15 protein-coding genes are annotated in these 17,931 nt (G+C 64.6%); 8 read left to right on the top strand and 7 right to left on the bottom strand.

The window, feature by feature from the left end; genetic code table 11:
* Positions 1 to 149 precede the first annotated feature (149 nt).
* A complete protein-coding gene (locus JJB99_RS03005) occupies positions 150 to 1,271 on the top strand; it encodes a CaiB/BaiF CoA transferase family protein (protein WP_200497328.1) in 1,122 nt (373 codons plus the stop codon).
* 208 nt (positions 1,272 to 1,479) lie between these two features.
* On the opposite strand, the gene hppD is transcribed toward JJB99_RS03005, so the two are convergent.
* Positions 1,480 to 2,598 (bottom strand): 4-hydroxyphenylpyruvate dioxygenase, encoded by a 1,119-nt coding sequence (hppD, locus tag JJB99_RS03000; protein ID WP_200497327.1) that lies wholly within the window; start codon positions 2,596 to 2,598, stop codon positions 1,480 to 1,482.
* Positions 2,599 to 2,719: 121 nt separating this feature from the next.
* On the opposite strand from hppD, the gene JJB99_RS02995 reads away from it, so the two are divergent.
* Together JJB99_RS02995 and JJB99_RS02990 are read left to right on the top strand one after the other, a co-directional pair.
* On the top strand, positions 2,720 to 3,199 hold the full coding sequence (locus JJB99_RS02995) for an Lrp/AsnC family transcriptional regulator (RefSeq protein ID WP_200497326.1): 480 nt from the start codon (positions 2,720 to 2,722) through the stop codon (positions 3,197 to 3,199).
* Positions 3,200 to 3,272: 73 nt separating this feature from the next.
* Complete coding sequence (locus JJB99_RS02990; RefSeq protein WP_200497325.1) at positions 3,273 to 3,584, top strand: DUF1272 domain-containing protein; 312 nt, start codon at positions 3,273 to 3,275, stop codon at positions 3,582 to 3,584.
* A gap of 136 nt (positions 3,585 to 3,720) precedes the next feature.
* Here the strand turns inward: JJB99_RS02990 and fahA are convergent, their stop codons facing one another.
* The 5 genes from fahA to JJB99_RS02965 form a co-directional block, all read right to left on the bottom strand.
* Positions 3,721 to 4,992, bottom strand: a complete 1,272-nt coding sequence (gene fahA / locus JJB99_RS02985; RefSeq protein WP_200497324.1) for a fumarylacetoacetase — start codon at positions 4,990 to 4,992, stop codon at positions 3,721 to 3,723.
* A gap of 211 nt (positions 4,993 to 5,203) precedes the next feature.
* Complete coding sequence (gene hmgA, locus JJB99_RS02980) at positions 5,204 to 6,550, bottom strand: homogentisate 1,2-dioxygenase (RefSeq protein WP_200497323.1); 1,347 nt, start codon at positions 6,548 to 6,550, stop codon at positions 5,204 to 5,206.
* A gap of 2 nt (positions 6,551 to 6,552) precedes the next feature.
* Positions 6,553 to 7,509 carry an MBL fold metallo-hydrolase gene (locus JJB99_RS02975; RefSeq protein ID WP_200497322.1) on the bottom strand — a complete coding sequence of 319 codons (957 nt, stop codon included), beginning with the start codon at positions 7,507 to 7,509 and terminating at the stop codon, positions 6,553 to 6,555.
* 23 nt (positions 7,510 to 7,532) lie between these two features.
* Positions 7,533 to 7,760, bottom strand: a complete 228-nt coding sequence (locus JJB99_RS02970; RefSeq protein ID WP_200497321.1) for a DUF2783 domain-containing protein — start codon at positions 7,758 to 7,760, stop codon at positions 7,533 to 7,535.
* A gap of 8 nt (positions 7,761 to 7,768) precedes the next feature.
* The gene (locus JJB99_RS02965; RefSeq protein ID WP_200497320.1) at positions 7,769 to 9,394 is read right to left on the bottom strand and encodes an FAD-dependent oxidoreductase; all 1,626 of its coding nucleotides are present in this window, start codon (positions 9,392 to 9,394) and stop codon (positions 7,769 to 7,771) included.
* A gap of 110 nt (positions 9,395 to 9,504) precedes the next feature.
* Between JJB99_RS02965 and JJB99_RS02960 the strand changes: the two genes are divergently transcribed.
* Positions 9,505 to 10,047 carry a MarR family winged helix-turn-helix transcriptional regulator gene (locus tag JJB99_RS02960; RefSeq protein WP_200497319.1) on the top strand — a complete coding sequence of 181 codons (543 nt, stop codon included), beginning with the start codon at positions 9,505 to 9,507 and terminating at the stop codon, positions 10,045 to 10,047.
* 121 nt (positions 10,048 to 10,168) lie between these two features.
* Here JJB99_RS02960 and JJB99_RS02955 read toward each other — a convergent pair whose 3' ends face one another.
* Positions 10,169 to 10,975 (bottom strand): N-acyl homoserine lactonase family protein, encoded by an 807-nt coding sequence (locus JJB99_RS02955; RefSeq protein WP_200497318.1) that lies wholly within the window; start codon positions 10,973 to 10,975, stop codon positions 10,169 to 10,171.
* 384 nt (positions 10,976 to 11,359) lie between these two features.
* Between JJB99_RS02955 and JJB99_RS02950 the strand changes: the two genes are divergently transcribed.
* The 4 genes from JJB99_RS02950 to JJB99_RS02935 all read left to right on the top strand — a co-directional run bounded on the left by JJB99_RS02950 (position 11,360) and on the right by JJB99_RS02935 (position 17,928).
* Positions 11,360 to 12,874: a caspase family protein gene (locus tag JJB99_RS02950; RefSeq protein ID WP_200497317.1), complete on the top strand. Its 1,515-nt coding sequence runs from the start codon at positions 11,360 to 11,362 to the stop codon at positions 12,872 to 12,874.
* Between the two features lie 145 nt (positions 12,875 to 13,019).
* On the top strand, positions 13,020 to 13,691 hold the full coding sequence (locus JJB99_RS02945; protein ID WP_200497316.1) for an OmpA family protein: 672 nt from the start codon (positions 13,020 to 13,022) through the stop codon (positions 13,689 to 13,691).
* A 158-nt stretch (positions 13,692 to 13,849) separates the two neighbouring features.
* Positions 13,850 to 14,779, top strand: a complete 930-nt coding sequence (locus JJB99_RS02940) for an efflux RND transporter periplasmic adaptor subunit (RefSeq protein ID WP_200497315.1) — start codon at positions 13,850 to 13,852, stop codon at positions 14,777 to 14,779.
* Positions 14,779 to 17,928, top strand: coding sequence for an efflux RND transporter permease subunit (locus JJB99_RS02935; protein ID WP_200497314.1), 3,150 nt, complete (start codon positions 14,779 to 14,781; stop codon positions 17,926 to 17,928). The genes JJB99_RS02940 and JJB99_RS02935 overlap by 1 nt, the downstream gene beginning before the upstream one ends.
* Positions 17,929 to 17,931: the final 3 nt, after the last annotated feature.

The following is a 17,931-nucleotide window of genomic DNA, read 5'->3' as shown; positions in this document are numbered from 1 at the left end:
CTTTTATTATGCGCCCATGCGTGGAAAGCGCTTGCCTCGCTGGCGTGAAGGCGAGAAAAGTTAATCAGCCAATTAACTCGCTCGCAGAGGAACGTCCGAGGCGATTGCCGGACCATCGGCAATCTGCCCCGACCCGAGGAAACAACAACGTGCTCAATAAATCAGCCCAAGAAAAATCAGAAGGCTCGTCCGTCCGCACCTCCGGCCCGCTCTCGGGTTTTCGCATCGTCGAGTTCGCCGGTATCGGACCCGGCCCGTTCGCCTGCATGATGCTGGCCGACATGGGCGCCGAGGTCGTCACGCTCGATCGCATTGGCGCGAAGAAGGGCATGAAGTCGGTGGCCGGCCGCGGCCGCAAGGTGATCGAGCTGGACCTCAAGGACAAGGCGGCGATCGCGGAGGTGCTCGACCTGCTCGCAAATGCCGATGCGCTGGTCGAAGGTTTTCGTCCCGGCGTGATGGAGCGGCTCGGGCTCGGCCCTGATGTCGTGCTCCCGCGCAACCCGAAGCTGGTTTACGGCCGCATGACCGGCTGGGGCCAGGACGGCCCGCTCGCCAATGCCGCCGGTCACGACATCAACTACATCTCCATCACCGGCGCGCTCGCCGCGATCGGAACGAAGGAGGCGCCGGTGCCGCCGCTCAACCTGGTCGGCGATTTCGGCGGCGGCGCGCTCTATCTCGTCGTCGGCGTGCTCGCCGCGCTCCTGGAAGCGCAGAAGTCGGGCAAGGGCCAGGTCGTCGACGCCGCGATGTGCGACGGCGCGGCCTCGCTGATGTCGTTCTTCTTCGACATGAAGACGCTCGGCCGCTGGACCGAAGGCCGCGACCGGAATTTTCTGGATGGCGGCGCGCACTTCTACGGCGTCTATGAATGCGCCTGCGGCCATTTCGTTTCGATCGGTTCGATTGAGCCGCAGTTCTACGCGCTGCTGCGCGAGCATGCGGGCCTCACCGACGCGGACTTCGACGCGCAGATGGACCCGAAGGCCTGGCCCGTGCTGAAGGAGAAGCTAAAGGCCGTGTTCAAGAGCAAGACGCGCGAGGACTGGTGCAAGATCATGGAGGGCACCGACATCTGCTTCGCCCCCGTGCTGACCATGTCGGAAGCGACCGAGCACCCGCATATGGTCGCCCGCAACGTCTTCATCGAGCGCCACGGCGTGAAGCAGCCGGCGCCGGCGCCGCGCTTCTCGCGCACGCCGTCGGCGGCGCGCGAGCCGGAAGCGGCAGAGATCGGGGCGGTGATGGCTGCGTGGAAGGGGCGTTAGACGCTAGCTGTCGCGTCTAACTCCGCTGTCGTCCCGGCGAACGCCGGGACACATAACCACAGGGAAGTGGTTTGGCGAAGATGTGCGGTTCGGTACTTCTGCCGATCTCAATCGATAGATTCCGCGGTATGCGTCCCGGATCTGCGCTACGCTTGTCCGGGACGACACCGACGATGTGGCGACAGGCCTGGTCTAACGCGAGCCATCGCTACGCTGCGTTATCCACCTTCAACACCCCGCGCCGGATCTGATCTTCCTCGATCGATTCGAACAGGGCCTTGAAGTTGCCCTCGCCAAAGCCGTCGTCGCCCTTGCGTTGGATGAACTCGAAGAAGATCGGACCGATCGCGTTCGCCGAGAAGATCTGCAGCAGCACTTTGGTCTGGCCGCCATCGACCACGCCCTCGCCGTCGATCAAAATGCCGTTGGCCTTGAGCCGCGCGACGTCCTCGCCGTGCCTGGGCAGGCGCGCGTCGATCCGCTCGAAATAGGTGTCAGGCGGTGGCGGCATGAACGGCAAGCCAGCGGCGCGCAGGCGTTCGATGGTCTGATGGATGTCGCGGCAGCCGCAGGCGATGTGCTGGATGCCCTCGCCGCGATAGATCGTCAGATATTCCTCGATCTGGCCGGAATCGCCGGCGTCCTCATTGATCGGAATCCGGATCTTGCCATCCGGGCTGGTCAGCGCCCGCGAGAACAGGCCGGAGGCGCGACCTTCGATGTCGAAGAACCGGATCTGGCGGAAGTTGAACAGCTTTTCGTAGAAGCCCGTCCACACGTCCATGCGGCCGCGATGGACGTTGTGGGTGAGGTGGTCGAGATAGAACAGGCCGGCGCCAACGGGACGCGGGTCGCGCGCGCCGAGCCATTCGAACTCGGCATCGTAGGCCGAGCCCTTGGCGCCGTAGCGATCGACCAGATAAAGCAGGCTGCCGCCGATACCCTTGATGGCGGGTACGTCGAGCGTCTTCTGCGCGGATGATACATCGGCAGGCTCCGCGCCAAGCGCGATCGCGCGGTCATAGGCCGCCTTGGCGTCAACCACGCGGAATGCCATCGACGGCGCGCACGGGCCGTGCGCGGCCACGAACGACGTGCCGTGGGTGCCGGGCTCCTCGTTGACGAGATAGTTGATGTCGCCCTGGCGATAGACCGTGATCTTCTTCGTTCTATGGCGCGCGACGGGCGCATAGCCCATTAGATTGAACAGCGCGTGCAGCTCCTGCGGATTGGGATGCGCATATTCGACGAACTCGAACCCGTCGGTGCCCATCGGATTGTCGGCGCTAATCCTGGCCGGCGGTGCATCGTGTGGAAACGGACCCATGGTGTTCTCCCGAATGGCTGCTGCAATGAACTATCCCTCATCGGACGCGCAAAGAGCGTGCAAATGGGACATGTTTTGGCTATCGTATGCACGATCCGTGCATAAAATGGGCTAATGGCGCATGATTTCGGTGGATGCCTTCGACCTCAAGATCCTGGGCGCGCTCCAGGACGACGGCCGCCTCACCAACCAGCAGCTCGCCGAACTCGCGGGCCTGTCGGCCTCGCAATGCTCGCGCCGGCGGATGCGGCTAGAGGAGGAGAAGATGATATCAGGCTATCATGCCGATCTCTCCAGCGAGGCGCTCGGCTTCGGCGTGATCGCCTTCATCCAGGTGACACTCGCGACCCATTCGCCGGACAATTCCAAGCGCTTCCGCACCCTCCTCAACCGCATCGACGAGATCCAGGAAGCCTATTCGCTGACGGGCGATGCCGATTACGTGCTCAAGGCCGTGCTGCGCGACCTCAAGGGCCTCTCCAATCTGGTCAACGACGTCCTGATGCCGCACCAGAGCGTGGCGCATGTACGCTCATCCATCGTGCTCGATCGGCTGAAGGAGAGCTCAAAGCTGCCGCTCGAGGAAATCAAGCCCGGCTGAAATCGAGGGAACTACGGCATTCGCGCGACGTGCACGGTCTGCGATGATCCCGGTTGATCCCGGAGACTCAGCTATGGCGCTCCAGCTTCGACCGAACTGCGAATATTGCGACCGCGACCTGCCGCCTGATGCGACGGATGCGCGGATTTGCTCCTATGAATGCACATTCTGCGCGGACTGCGTTGAGACCAAGCTCTTCAACGTCTGCCCGAACTGCGGCGGCGGCTTTGCCCCGCGTCCGATCAGGCCGACGCAGGAATGGCGCCCGGGCGTGTGCACGAGCAAGCAGGCACCGTCGGACAAGCGGGTGCATTTGAAACACAGCCTGGACGACGTCGCGGCGCATTGCGCGCGGATACGCGACGTGCCGCCGGAGCAGCGCTAGGTCTCGTAGGGTGGGCAAAGCGTAGCGTGCCCACCATGGCGACTACACCCGCGGAGAACAATGGTGGGCACGTCGCGCGAAGAGCGCGCCTTTGCCCACTACGAACTATGGACCATGCCGGAACGACGGAGATCAATTACTCCGCCGCCAATATCGTCCCCTCGACCTCGCCAAACCCGACGCGATAGCCGTTGCCCTGGCACCAGCCGCGCATGACGAGGCTATCGCCGTCCTCCAGGAACGAGCGCTTGGCGCCGCCAGGCAGTTCGACCGGCTCGGTGCCGTTCCAGCTGATCTCCAAGAGGCTGCCGCGCTGATTCTTCTCCGGGCCGGAGATGGTGCCGGACCCCAGGAGATCGCCGACATTCATGGCGCAGCCGGAGGAGGCGTGGTGCATCAGTTGCTGCACCGAGGACCAGTACATGTATTTGAAATTGGTACGGCTGATGCTGGCAGGCGCATTGGCGCCGGCGGCGCGCAAGCAGACGTCGAGCTCGACGTCGTAGTTCTGCGGCTTGGCCTGCTTGAGATAATCGAGCGGCGCCGGCTCCTGCTCCGGCCCTTTCAGGCGGAACGGCTCCAGCGCCTCGCGCGTCACCACCCACGGGCTGATCGAGGTCGCGAATGCTTTTGCCAGGAACGGGCCGAGGGGCACGTACTCCCATTGCTGGATGTCGCGCGCGCTCCAGTCGTTGAGCAGCACGAAGCCGAAGATCATCTCTTCGGCCTGCTGCTCGGTCAGCATGCCGCCCATCTGCGAGGGCTGGCCGATCACCACACCCATCTCCAGCTCGAAATCGAGCCGCTTGCAGGGCGCAAAGCTCGGCACGTCCACGTTCGGCGGCTTCAGCTGCCCGCACGGCCGCTTCACCTGGGTACCGGAGACCACAACGGTGGAGGCGCGACCGTTATAGGCGATCGGCATATGCAGCCAGTTCGGCTGCAGCGCATTGTCCTTGCCGCGGAACATGACGCCGACATTGGTCGCGTGCTCCTTCGAGGAATAGAAGTCGGTGTAGCCGGACACCGCGAACGGCAGATGCAGCCTGACATCGCGCATCGGCACCAGCGCCTGCCTGCGCAGTTCCTCATTGTCGCGCAGCTCCGGATGATCGTGCCGCAACAGTTCGCTGATCCGCGCCCGCGTCCTGCTCCAGACCTTTGGCCCGAGCGCCATGAACGCATTGAGCGAGGGTCCGGAGAACACGCCGAGCGGCCCGACATCGAGCCGCGAATCTTGCTCGAGCTCCCAGAGATCGAGCACGTAATTTCCGATCGCAACGCCAACCCGCGGCGTCGGATTGGCCGCGGTCGAGAACACGCCGTAGGGCAGGTTCTGGATCGGGAAGTCGGAGGAAGGATCGACGTCGATGAAGGAGCGGAGGCTGGGGTCGTTGGGGTGGGGCATTGGTTTCCCGTGGCGCAGCGGTGAGGGTGCAACCCTCCCCTGGAGGGGGAGGGTCGGCTCATATTGAGCGCAGCGAAATATGAGGCGGGGTGGGGTGATCTCTCAACACGGGCAGCGTTCCCTTACGGAGAGACCGTCACCCCACCCCGCTACGCATTCCGCTTCGCTGCATGCGTAGCGACCCTCCCCCTCCAGGGGAGGGTAAGCAAGACTACGGCCTGTTCGGATCGAAGCGTTTCTCCAGGCCCTTCCAGCAATCGGCGTAATCGTCCTGGAGCGTCGGCGACTTCGCGGCGTGCGCGGTGACGCGCTGCGGGTAGCGGGTCTCGAACATGAAGGCCATGGTGCCGGTGAGCTTCACCGGCTTCAGCTCGCTATTGCTGGCGTGCTCGAAGGCGTCGCGATCGGGGCCGTGCGGCAGCATGCAATTGTGCAGACTGATGCCGCCTGGCACGAACCCTTGCGGCTTGGCGTCGTAGACGCCGTAGATCAGGCCCATGAACTCGCTCATGATGTTCATGTGGTACCAGGGCGGCCGGAAGGTGTTGTCGGCGACCATCCAGCGCTCGGGGAAGATGACGAAATCGATATTGGCGGTGCCCGCGGTCTCCGACGGCGACGTCAGCACTGTGAAGATCGAGGGATCGGGATGGTCGAAGCTGATGGCGCCAACCGGCGAGAAGCTGCGCAGATCATATTTGTACGGCGCGTAATTGCCGTGCCAGGCGACCACGTCGATCGGCGAATGCGGCAAATTCGTCTTGAACAGCGATCCGCCCCACTTCACGTAGAGCTCGGTCGGCGCGTCCTTGTCCTCGTAGTTCGCTACGGGCGTGAGGAAGTCGCGCGCGTTGGCGAGGCAATTGGCGCCGATCGGGCCGCGCTCCGGCAGCGTGAAGGCGCCGCCGTAATTTTCGCAGAGATAGCCGCGGGCCGAACCGTCCGGAATCTCGACGCGGAACTTGACGCCGCGCGGGATCACCACGATCTCGCCGGGCCCGGCATCGATGCGGCCGAACTCGGTGACGAGGCGCAAGCCTCCCTGCTGAAGCACGAACAGCAGCTCGCCGTCCGCATTGTAGAAGTGCTGGTCCACCATCGACTTGGTGATGAGATAGATATGCGCGGCCATACCGGCCTGGGTATTCACATCGCCGGCGGTCGTCATGGTCTGCACGCCCTGGAGGAACGTGATCTCCTCCGTCGGGATCGGCGCCGGATCCCAGCGCAGCTGCGCGATCGGCAGATCATATTCATGGCACGGCGCCGAGCGCCACAGCCCGGCATCGACCTTCTCGAAGCGCCCGGAATGCTTCACCGAGGGGCGGATGCGATAGAGCCAGGAGCGCTCATTGGTGCCGCGCGGCGCGGTGAAGGGCGAGCCCGAGAGCTGCTCGGCATAAAGGCCGTAGGCGCAGCGCTGCGGCGAGTTGCGCCCGATCGGCAGCGCGCCCGGCAGCGCCTCGGTCTCAAAACTGTTGCCGAAGCCGGACATGTAGCCCGGCGTGACCTGGGCCGAACTGCGGACGATCTGATCAGGCGAGGTATTGATGTTCATGACTATCCTCCTCCTTGCAAGGCCGCCCACATTTCCTGGTCGCGCTTGTCGGTCCAGATCACGGGATCGTCGATGCCCGACGCCTCGTCATAGGCGCGCGACACGTTGAACGGCAGGCAATGCTCGTAGATGGCGAAGCTGGAAAACTTCGGGTCCATCACCTGGCGCGTCGCCGCCATCGATTCCTTCAGCGTGCGGCCCTTGGCGACCGAGATTTCGGCGGCGCCATAGAGCGAGGTGACGAAGTCGCGCGTCATCGCGATAGCCTCCCGCACCGTGCCAACGCCCTTCAGCGCGTCGCCGCGGCCGGGCGCGATCGCCTTCGGATTGAAGTTGCGGATCTCGTTCAGCGTCAGCGGCCATTCGCGCAAATGCGCATCGCCGCAATAGCAGGCCGAGTGATATTCGATGAGATCGCCGGAGAACATCACCTCCGCATCCGGCACCCAGGCGACGATGTCGCCGGAGGTGTGGCCCGCGCCAAGCTGCATCAGCCGCACCTCGCGTTTGCCGAGATAGATCGTCATCTCGCCTTCGAAAGTCAGCGTCGGCCAGGTCAGGCCGGGGATACTCTGCGCATCCTGGAACAGGCGTGGAAAGCGGCCATATTCGGAATCCCAATCCTGCTGACCGCGCTCCGCGATCAGCCGATGGGTCTCCTGCGAGGCGACGATGCCTTGCGCCTTGTAGGCGGACGCACCCAGCACGCGCACGGCATGATAATGCGACAGCACGACATATTTGATCGGCTTGTCTGTGACGGTGCGCACGCGCTCGATCACCTTGTTCGCCATCGCCGGCGTCGATTGCGCGTCGAACACCAGGCAACCGTCGTCGCCGACGATGATGGCGGTGTTCGGGTCGCCCTCGGCGGTGAAGGCATAGAGGTCGGGGCCGATCTCGGAGAAGGTGATTGTCTTCTCGGAGAGATCGCCGGTGGACGCGAAGTTCTTCGCCATCAGTTCATCCTTCAATCATAGGGTCATTGTTGTTGCTGTTGTTGCTGCTGCAGGCCGTCGATCATGCGGCGCTTCGCCAGCCCGATCGCCTCCTGCAGCACGTCGATGTCGCCGATATGGTTGGCGAGGATCAGCACCAGAGCCGCGTCGACATCGGCGCTCTGCTCGTCGGTGAGGCCGCGATGCGCCTCGACGATGGCGCGAAAGGCGTCGTCCGGCCGTGTGAAGTTCGAGCTGGTTGAAAGCGGCATGAGAGACCTCAATCCAAGCCTTGCGCCCGCGACAACGCGGCTGCGATCACCTCGCGCGTCGGATGGCGAAAGCGCGCCGCGACATAGCCATCGGGTCTGAGCAGGTAGGCTGCGCCCGGCTGCGCATCGTAGCGCTTTGCGACCAGGCCCGAGGGATCGGCAAGTCCGCCCTCGCCGCCGATACGGATATCCTTGACGCCGGGCGCGTCGATGGCCGCGCCATTGTTGAACGACAGCAAGGTGAAGTCCGTTCCACCCTTGCGGAACGCATCGGTTAAATACGCCTGCTCGCCGGCACGCGTCGCAACCGGCGCATCGAGCATGGAACAGCCGGGAGACGGGCCACCGCGCCAGGCATCCGCATCAGGCGACGACAACGGCGAGTTGTAGCTGCACGGCACCGAGAGCCGGCCGCCATTGACCATGCGCTTGCCGAACTCGGTCTCCTTCGCCAGCGCCAGCACCGCCTGGCGCAGCCGCGCCTCCTGATGCGAGTTCGGCGCCATGAAATCGGTCGAGCGGGTGGATTCACGGATGTTCTCGTCGGCCGCGAGGCTGCGCTCGACGTGGTAGCTCTCGAGCAGGCTCGCGGGCGACGTCCCGCGCAGCACGCGCTCGAGTTTCCAGGAGAGATTTTCGGCATCCTCGAGTCCCGAGTTCGCGCCGCGCGCCCCAAAGGGCGAGACCTGATGCGCGGAGTCGCCGGCAAAGATCACGCGGCCGTGGATGAAGCGGTCCATCCGCCGGCACTGGAATTTGTACAGCGAGATCCACTCGAACTCGAACTTGTCGTGACCGAGCATGCGCGCGATCCGCGGCCGCACGTTCTCCGGCCTCTTCTCGACGACCGGATCGGCATCGCGGCTGAGCTGAAGATCGATGCGCCAGATATCGTCGGGCTGGCGGTGCAGCAGCGCCGAGCGTCCGGCGTGAAACGGCGGATCGAACCAGAACCAGCGCTCGGTCGGGAATTCCGCGGTCATCTTGACGTCGGCGATCAGGAACTGGTCCTCGAACACCTGTCCGGCAAACTCGGCGCCGACCATCTGCCGCAGCGACGAGCGCGCCCCGTCGCAAGCGACGACATATTGCGCACGCAGGCGATAGGCGCCCTCGGGCGTGTCGATCGTCAGCGCGACGGAATCGTTGCGTTGCTCCAGTGCGATCACCTTGTTGCGCCAGCGCAGATCGATCGCGGGCAGATCGCTGATGCGGTCGACCAAATAGGCTTCGGCATAATATTGCTGCAGGTTGATGAAGGCCGGCCGCTTGTGGCCGTCCTCGGGCAGCAGGTTGAACTGATAGAGCTGGGATTCACCGTGAAAGATGCGGCCGACGCTCCACACCACGCCCTTCTCGACCATGCGGTCGGCGACGCCGAGCCGGTCCCAATATTCCAGCGAGCGTTTCGAGAAGCAGATCGCGCGCGAGCCTTCGCCGATGCGGTCGGCGTCGTCCAGAAGGACGACGCGCTGGCCGCGCTGGGCCAGATCAATGGCGAGCGACAGGCCGATCGGGCCGGCGCCGACAACCACCACCGGATGCTCGGCCGGATTTTGGCCAGGGCGATCTTGGTCGGGGTGGCGGCGATAGCCGAACTGGGTTTTGGCCTTTTGCGTATTGGCCTGCGCCATGCGCTAACCTCGGCTCTGGTCAGGAGAGGACTAATCTGCTAGATAGTCTCACGTGCAACTATTTTGGACCGGAGCCGGCCGGCCGTCAACTGAAATTCGGAGCGCTCTCCTTGGCGAGGACATCCAGCGACATCGCGTTGAAGCCACGGGAAGCCGACGAGGCGTCGCCGCGGCCAAAGGCACGGCTCGATCTGTTCAAATTCGTGCCGTTCCGCCTCAACCGGCTTGCAGCGGAAGTCAGCGGCGCGCTCGCGGTCGAATATCAGGAGCGTCACGGCCTCGACATTCCGGCCTGGCGCGTGATCGCCACGCTCGGCTTCCGCGTTGACGCCTGCAGCGCGCAATACATCGCGCAATGCACCCGCACGCACAAATCCACCATCAGCCGCGCCGTGACTACGCTGCTCAATGAGGGGCTGATCGAGCGGGTCGAGAACGAAGCCGATCGCCGTGAGTTCCGCCTGCAGCTGACCAAGAAGGGCCGCGCACTTTACGAAGAGCTGTTCCCGCAATTGCTGCGGCGGGAAGACGAAATCCTCGCCTGCCTCTCCGCGCAGGAGCGCAAGCAGCTCTCGGCACTGCTCGGCAAGATCGAGGAGAGCCTCGATTTGATCCAGACCAGCGAAGAGGCCGACGCCAAGCAGGCGTATTAGCTTCTTCCGTCATTCCGGGGCGCCGCGATAGCGGCGAACCCGGAATCCATTCATCTACGTAACCGGTGGCGCAATGGATTCCGGGTTCGCGCTACGCGCGCCCCGGAATGACGCTATCCTGTCATTTCGCAAACGACCTTGTCGGCGGCAGGTGCAGCGCCCAGGCCTCGACCTTGTCGCTGGCGCGCGGATAGATCTCGGTCACGATCGGATCATGGCCGGGAATGAACCTGTCAGGATGACCGGCGAGGCGTTCAATCGTCTCCCAGCCTGCCGCCATGTCACCGATATTGTAGACGATCGGAAACGGGCTCCTGCGCTGGAGATTGGCGTAGTAATGCGCAGCGTCGGACGCCAGCACAACCGGGCCCCGCGCAGTCTCGACCTTGACCACCTGCAAGCCATCCGAATGGCCGCCGACGCGGTGCACGGTGATCCCTGGCGCGATCTCACCGTCACCGGAATGGAAGGTGACACGCTCGCCATAGACGTGGCGCACCATCTGCGTGACGTGCTCGACCGAGAACGGATGTCGCAGCAGGCCGTTGCACATGCAGCGCCCCGTCGCGTAAGCCATCTCGCGCTCCTGGAGATGGAAGCGCGCGTTTGGGAAGCGATCGAGATTGCCGGCGTGGTCGTAATGCAGATGCGTCACGATAATGTCGCGAATGGCAGATGCCGCGACGCCGAAGCGCTCCAGCGCATCGACCGGATTGAGCGTCAGCTTGCGCGCCCGCGCGCTCGCCTCCTCGGCATTGAAGCCGGTATCGACCAGGATGTCGCGACCCTGCCCCCGGATCAGCCAGACGAAATAGTCGAGGTCCTGCGCCGCGCTATCATGCGGGTCGGGCGCCAAAAAATTCATGTGGGGGGTGCGCGGCGACATCGTCGCGTAGCGCAGCGCGTAGATTTCGTAGGCGTTTCCCATGGTCTTGCTTTTCTTGAGTTGGATCTTGCCGGACGATCGCGCGCACCAAGCCATTGTCCGCAGGAAAGGTCAAACGCCGCAAGCTGCGGTGACGGCACACCTACAATGTGAGACCCATCACATTTTCGTCGCCATGCCCGCCCTAACATGGCTCCCCTAACATGCTGCCGCAAACGTCAAACCGGATCGCGTCGAGCCGCAATCATGACAGCCCGTTCATTCTTCCTGCGGCGCGCCCTTGCGTTGCGGTCAATCGTCGCGATTACGCCGAATCTCCAAGCGGTTGACGCCCCCTCTCCCCGGTTTGATAATGCACATTGCGTAAGTTAAGGTCGCCGCGGCGCAAGCTGGGAACGGCGCCTTTTTGGCTGGACCGCGCTGATTATGAAAATTCGCTTTCTTTTTGTTCTGCCTCTCCTCATTTCGCTTGTCCCGGCCGCGCCATCCCTGGCCGCCGGCGACCGCTTTGCGCTGGTCATCGGCAACGCCAAATATCCGGATGCGGATGCCCCGCTGAAGGAACCGCTCAACGATGCGCGCGATGTCGCCGACGAGCTCAAGCGCGACGGTTTTTCCGTTGAGGTCGGCGAGAACCTGACCGGCGACGCCATGCGCCGGGCTTTCGACAAGCTGTACGGGAAGATCAAGCCCGGCTCGGTGGCGCTGGTGTTCTTCAGCGGTTTCGGCATCCAGTCGGCGCGCCAGAGCTACCTGCTGCCGGTCGACGCGCAGATCTGGACCGAATCCGACGTGCGCCGCGACGGCTTCAGCCTCGAGATGGTGCTCGGCGAGCTCAACACCCGCGGCGCCGGCGTCAAGATCGCGCTGATCGATGCCTCCAGGCGCAACCCGTTCGAGCGCCGGTTCCGCAGCTTCTCGGCCGGCCTCACCCCGGTGATCGCGCCGAACGGCACGCTGGTGATGTATTCGGCGGCGTTGGCCTCGGTGGTGTCGGATGCCGGTGGCGAGCACAGCCTGTTCGTCCAGGAGCTGCTCAAGGAAATCCGCGTCCCCGACCTGATGGCCGAGGAGACGCTGAACCGCACCAAGATGGGCGTCACCCGCGCCTCCCGCGGCGAACAGGTGCCGTGGATATCCTCCTCATTGGCCGAGGATTTCTCGTTCATTCCGGGAGCGGCTGGATCGCGCCCCACGACGACACCACCGGCTCCCCCGCCGCCGGTCGTTGCCAACAACCCGCCGCCCGCACCACCCGCGCCGCCGAAGCCGGCCGATACGGCTGCGGCACCTGCGCCGCCGGCCTCTGCTCCCGCGCCCGCACCGGCCCCCTCACCAAAGCCGCAGGTCGAGGCGGCTTTGCCGCCACCGCAGCCGCCCGTGAAGCCAGCCGAGACCACCCCGGCGCCGAGCCCCGATGGCGGGCCGAGCGCCGCCGCCCTGGCTGAGGACCCGACGATCAAGGGCCTCACTGCCAAGATCGCGGCCAATCCTGACGACGTGAATGCGCTGTACCGGCGCGGGCAGGTCTACGCCAGCAAGGGCGCCTATAATCTCGCCATCAAGGATTTTGACGACACGCTGAGGATCAACGCAAAGGACGTCGAGGCGCTCAACAACCGCTGCTGGACCCGCACCGTGGTCGGCGATCTCCAGGGTGCGCTGAAGGATTGCAACGAGGCGCTGCGGCTGCGGCCGAACTTCGTCGATGCGCTGGACAGCCGCGGACTCGTCAACCTCAAATCGGGAGCCGTCAAGAACGCCATCGCCGATTTCGACGCGGCCCTGCGGATCAACCCGCGCCTGACCTCCTCGCTCTACGGCCGCGGCCTCGCCAAGCAACGCAACGGCTCGGCGCAGGACGGCGCGGTCGATATCGCCAATGCCAAGGCGATGGACCCGAACATCGTTCAGGAATTCGCAAGCTACGGAGTACGCTAGTATTTTTTTGCGCTGAGGCGCGCGACGTCTCGAACCCCTGGCGGCCCAGGCAAGACTAAAGGACGGATGCCGCAAGCGGCCTTTCCGGGGGCTTATTGCAAGAAATTTTGGAACGCGCAGGTCGGCTGCGCAGGAGGGACTGGCAATGAGATTTGCTGCAAAAGGAATTACCGCGATCCTGTCCGTCATGGCGATCGGCGCTGCGCTGTCGCTGCCGGCCGCACCCGCTTTCGCCGGCGATGACGGCAACAGCAAGAACGTCACCGAGGACGAGATCGTTCGCGCGCTGGCGCCGCCGCCGACAAAGCCGCTGACCCGCGGCCTCTCGATCGCCCCGCAGGCCGATCCCGCGCCGAATGTGGCTGAGACCAAGCTGATCCAGTCCGTGCGCGGCCGCGCCACCCGCTCGCTGTCGTCGACCGAGCGCGAGGAGATCGCGTCCGCCGCCAAGGACAAGCCGAACATCGATCTCGAGATCACGTTCGACTACAACTCGGCCAATATCAGCAATAAGTCGCTTGCCTCCGTGCAGGCGCTCGGCCGCGCGCTGACCAGCCCCGACCTGAAGGGATCGACCTTCGTGGTGGCCGGCCACACCGACGCCGCCGGCGGCGAGGCCTACAACCAGGATCTGTCGGAGCGCCGCGCGGACTCCATCAAGCGCTACCTCATCGAGAAGTACGGCATATCGGCGGCCGACCTCGTCACTGTCGGCTACGGCAAGAGCAAGCTGAAGGATCCGAGCCAACCGCTTGCGGAGGTCAACCGCCGCGTGCAGGTCGTCAACATGGAAAACAAGACCACCGCATCGAAGTAAGCACGACGCAATCCGTTGAAATGACACGTCGTGATGTGGTGTAAAGTCTTGCTTGCGAAGCGCGTCCCGCAGCCTTGCGGGACGCCGCTTTATTTCAGGGAAACGCTCTTCATAGGCCTCGTGCGGATGGCCGTGAGCCAGGCCAGGACAATCCGGCGATGAACGTCTCCGAATATCTCAAACCCGCCGGAACCGTGTTGTTGGTCGTCGTACTCGGTGCCGGCTATTATCTGTTCGAGCATCGGCGTCGGCCTGAGGCGAAGGAAACGCCGGGTGAGGCGCTGGTCATCGTGACCAAGTCGACCAATGCCTGCTTCTCCGACCTCGTGCGGGTGACCGGCTTCTTCGTGCCGCGCCGCGAAGCCGTGGTCGTGGCCGACCAGGAAGGCTCAAGGGTCACCGACCTCTTCGTCACCGAAGGCACTGTCGTCACTGACAATCAGGAACTGGCGCGCCTGACGGCGCCGCCGCAGATTCCGGGCCAGCCGCAACGGCCCGGCCCGCAAGGCCCGGTCTCGCTGAAGGCGCCGGCGCCGGGCCTCGTCACCGAGGTCCGCACCATCGTCGGCGCGCCCGCTTCCCCGCAGGCTGGCCCGATGTTCCGGATTGCCGTCAACAACGAGATCGAGCTCGACGCTCAAGTCCCCGCCGTGCACATGCCCAAGCTCAGCTCCGGCGCGACGGTGCGCATCAGCCGCGACGACGCGCCCGATCTGATCGGCCGGGTGCGGCTGGTTGCGCCCGAGATCGACCGCGCCACCCAGCTCGGCCGCGTCCGCATCAGTGTCACCAACAATCCTTCGCTGAAGGTCGGCGTGTTCGCCCGCGCCTCCATCGATGCCAAGCGAAGCTGCGGCGTCGCGGTTCCCAAGACGGCGATTGACCACCTCACCGTGCAGGTGGTCAAAGGCAACATTGTCGAGACCCGCAGGGTCCGTGTCGGGCTGACATCCGACAGCCAAACGGAAATCCTGGAGGGTCTCGACGTCGGCGAAATCGTCGTGGCCGACGCCGGCTCTTCGCTGCATGACGGCGACCAGATCAAGACCATGTTCGCCGATGAACTCGATCGCACGCGGGTACGCTGATGGCTCTCAATATCTCGGCATGGTCGATCCGTAATCCGCTGCCGTCGGTGGTCTTCTCGATCATCCTTCTGATCCTCGGCTGGACCTCCTTCACCAAGCTCGCGATCACGCGGCTGCCCTCGGCCGACATTCCCGTGATCTCGGTCGCGGTCTCGCAGTTCGGCGCCGCGCCCGCCGAACTCGAATCCCAGGTCACCAAGACGGTCGAAGACGCGGTCTCCGGCGTCGAGGGCGTGCGGCACATCACCTCCTCGATCACCGACGGCTTGTCGGTGACCACCATCCAGTTCGCGCTGGAGACGAACACCGACCGCGCGCTCAATGACGTCAAGGACGCGGTGACGCGCGTGCGTTCTAACCTGCCGCAAAACGTCACCGAGCCGCTGATCCAGCGCGTCGACGTCATCGGCCTGCCGATCGTGACCTATGCCGCGATCTCGCCCGGCAAGACGCCGGAGCAGCTGTCCTATTTCGTCGACGACGTGGTCAAGCGCGCGCTGCAGGGCGTGCGCGGCGTCGCCCAGGTCGAGCGCATCGGCGGTGTCGAGCGCGAGATCCTGGTCTCGCTCGATCCCGACCGGCTGCAGGCCATGGGGCTGACCGCGGTCAATGTCAGCCAGAGCCTGCGCGGCACCAATGTCGACGTCGCCGGCGGCCGCGCCGAAATCGGCAAGAACGACCAGGCGATCCGCACGCTGGCCGGCGCCAAGACGCTGAGCGACCTCGCCGGCACAATGGTCCCGCTGTTCGGCGGCGGCGAGGTCCGGCTCGACGATCTCGGTACCGTCACCGACACCATCGCCGACCGCCGTACCTTCGCCCGCTTCAACGGCGAGCCGGTCGTCGCGCTCGGCATCAAGCGCTCCAAGGGCGCCAGCGACGTGAAGGTCGCCGAAGCCGTGCAGAAGCGCATCGACGCGTTGAAGGCCGCCTATCCCGACGTCGATCTCAAGCTGATCGACACCTCGGTCGAATATACCAAGGGCAACTACGAGGCCGCGATCTCGACCCTGTTCGAGGGCGCCATCCTCGCCGTCGTCATCGTGCTCCTGTTCCTGCGCGATCTGCGCGCCACCATCATCGCCGCGATCTCGTTGCCGCTGTCGATCTTCCCGGCGTTCTGGGCGATGGACATCCTCGGCTTCTCGCTCAACCTCGTCAGCTTCCTCGCCATCACGCTGTCGACCGGTATTCTGGTCGACGACGCCATCGTCGAGATCGAGAACATCGTGCGGCACATGAACATGGGCAAATCGCCCTATCGTGCCGCGCTGGAAGCCGCCGACGAGATCGGCCTCGCCGTGATCGCGATCTCGCTCACCATCATCGCGATCTTTGCGCCCGCAAGCTTCATGTCAGGCATCGCCGGACAGTTCTTCAAGCAGTTCGGCATCACCGTCTCGGTGCAAGTGTTCTTCTCGCTACTCGCGGCGCGCTTCGTGACACCGATGCTGGCGGCCTATTTCCTCAAGCATCATGCCCATGAAGAGCCGCCGCCTGGCCGTATCCTGCGGACCTATCACGGCATCGTGTCGTGGTCGGTGAAGCACTATTTCATCACGGTGCTGATCGGCTTCGGCATCTTCGCCGCCTCGATCTGGAGCATCACGCTGCTGCCGCAGGGCTTCCTGCCGGCGCAGGACAGCGCGCGCTCGCTGCTTGCCCTCGAGCTGCCGCCGGGCACCCAGCTCGCCTACACCGAGAAGGTCACCGAGGACATCGTCGCGCGGCTGCGCAAGCGGCCGGAGGTGAAGAGCATCTTCGTCGACGGCGGCCGCGTTCCGCCGGGGACCCAGGAAGTCCGGCGCGCCGCCCTGATCATCAACTACACGCCCAAGGACAGCCGCGACATCACGCAGCGAGAGCTCGAATTCTCGATCAGCCAGGAGCTGGAGAACGTTCCCGATATCCGCTTCTGGTTCCTCGACGAGAACGGCTTGCGTGCGATCTCGCTGGTGGTGACCGGCGTCGACGCCAACATCGTCAACAACGTCGCCAGCGAGCTTGCGACGCAGATGAAGCGGATTCCAACCATCTCCGACGTGATCTCGGAGACCGCGCTGGAGCGCCCCGAACTGCGCATCGAGCCGCGCGCCGATCTGGCCGCGCGCCTCGGCGTCTCGACCGAGAGCCTGTCGCAGACCATCCGCGTCGCCACCATCGGCGACGTCGGCCCCGCGCTTGCCAAGTTCGACGTCGGCGACCGCCTGGTGCCGATCCGCGTGCAGCTCGAAGATGCTGCCCGGGGCAATCTCAAGACTCTGGAGCAATTGCGCGTGCCGCTCGGCGAGCACGGCGAGAAGGGCGGCGTGCCGCTCTCGGTCATCGCCGACGTCAAGCTCGACCAGGGTCCGACCAGCATCAACCGCTACGACCGCGAGCGGCAGGCCACCGTGGCCGCCGATCTCGTCGGCTCCGCCGCGCTCGGCGATGCCACCAAGAAGATCTACGACCTGCCAGTGATGAAGAGCCTGCCGAAGGGCGTGAAGGTCTCACCCTCCGGCGACGCCGAAAGCCTGAACGAGCTGTCCGACGGCTTTGCCACCGCGATCACGGCTGGCCTCATGATGGTCTATGCGGTGCTGGTGCTGCTGTTTGGCACCTTCCTGCAGCCGATCACCATCCTGTTCTCGCTGCCGCTCTCGATCGGCGGCGCCATAGCGGCCCTGCTCGTCACCGGCAAGCAGCTGACGACGCCGGTCTGGATCGGCATCCTGATGCTGATGGGCATCGTCACCAAGAACGCGATCATGCTGGTGGAATTCGCGATCGAGGCGATCAACGGCGGCAAGCCGCGCGACGAGGCCATGATCGACGCCGGCATGAAGCGCGCCCGCCCGATCGTGATGACCACGATCGCGATGGCCGCCGGCATGATGCCGAGCGCCCTTGCGGTCGGCGCCGGCGGCGAATTCCGCTCGCCGATGGCGCTCGCGGTGATCGGCGGCCTGATCTTCTCGACCATCCTGTCGCTGGTGTTCGTGCCCGCGATGTTCATGGTGATGGACGATTTGGGCGCGCTGATCTGGCGCTTCGGCAGTCGGCTGATCGTGCACAGCGAGGATGCCGAGACGAAGGGGCATCAGGAAGCCGCGCCCGCGGAAGCACGGCCGGGGCCGAAGAACATCGTGCATCCGGCGGCGGAGTAGACG

The sequence above is a fragment of the Bradyrhizobium diazoefficiens genome (assembly GCF_016616235.1).
GTDB lineage: Bacteria > Pseudomonadota > Alphaproteobacteria > Rhizobiales > Xanthobacteraceae > Bradyrhizobium > Bradyrhizobium diazoefficiens_H.
Note: the sequence above shows the minus strand (reverse complement) of the source record. Positions and strands in the feature narration are given on the sequence as shown.

Coding starts and splice junctions, on each gene's coding strand:
- hppD (WP_200497327.1), bottom strand. CDS start 2,598: ATGGGTCCGTTTCCACACGATGCACCGCCGGCCAGGATTAGCGCCGAC.
- JJB99_RS02995 (WP_200497326.1), top strand. CDS start 2,720: ATGATTTCGGTGGATGCCTTCGACCTCAAGATCCTGGGCGCGCTCCAG.
- JJB99_RS02990 (WP_200497325.1), top strand. CDS start 3,273: ATGGCGCTCCAGCTTCGACCGAACTGCGAATATTGCGACCGCGACCTG.
- fahA (WP_200497324.1), bottom strand. CDS start 4,992: ATGCCCCACCCCAACGACCCCAGCCTCCGCTCCTTCATCGACGTCGAT.
- hmgA (WP_200497323.1), bottom strand. CDS start 6,550: ATGAACATCAATACCTCGCCTGATCAGATCGTCCGCAGTTCGGCCCAG.
- JJB99_RS02975 (WP_200497322.1), bottom strand. CDS start 7,509: ATGGCGAAGAACTTCGCGTCCACCGGCGATCTCTCCGAGAAGACAATC.
- JJB99_RS02970 (WP_200497321.1), bottom strand. CDS start 7,760: ATGCCGCTTTCAACCAGCTCGAACTTCACACGGCCGGACGACGCCTTT.
- JJB99_RS02965 (WP_200497320.1), bottom strand. CDS start 9,394: ATGGCGCAGGCCAATACGCAAAAGGCCAAAACCCAGTTCGGCTATCGC.
- JJB99_RS02955 (WP_200497318.1), bottom strand. CDS start 10,975: ATGGGAAACGCCTACGAAATCTACGCGCTGCGCTACGCGACGATGTCG.
- JJB99_RS02950 (WP_200497317.1), top strand. CDS start 11,360: ATGAAAATTCGCTTTCTTTTTGTTCTGCCTCTCCTCATTTCGCTTGTC.
- JJB99_RS02945 (WP_200497316.1), top strand. CDS start 13,020: ATGAGATTTGCTGCAAAAGGAATTACCGCGATCCTGTCCGTCATGGCG.
- JJB99_RS02940 (WP_200497315.1), top strand. CDS start 13,850: ATGAACGTCTCCGAATATCTCAAACCCGCCGGAACCGTGTTGTTGGTC.
- JJB99_RS02935 (WP_200497314.1), top strand. CDS start 14,779: ATGGCTCTCAATATCTCGGCATGGTCGATCCGTAATCCGCTGCCGTCG.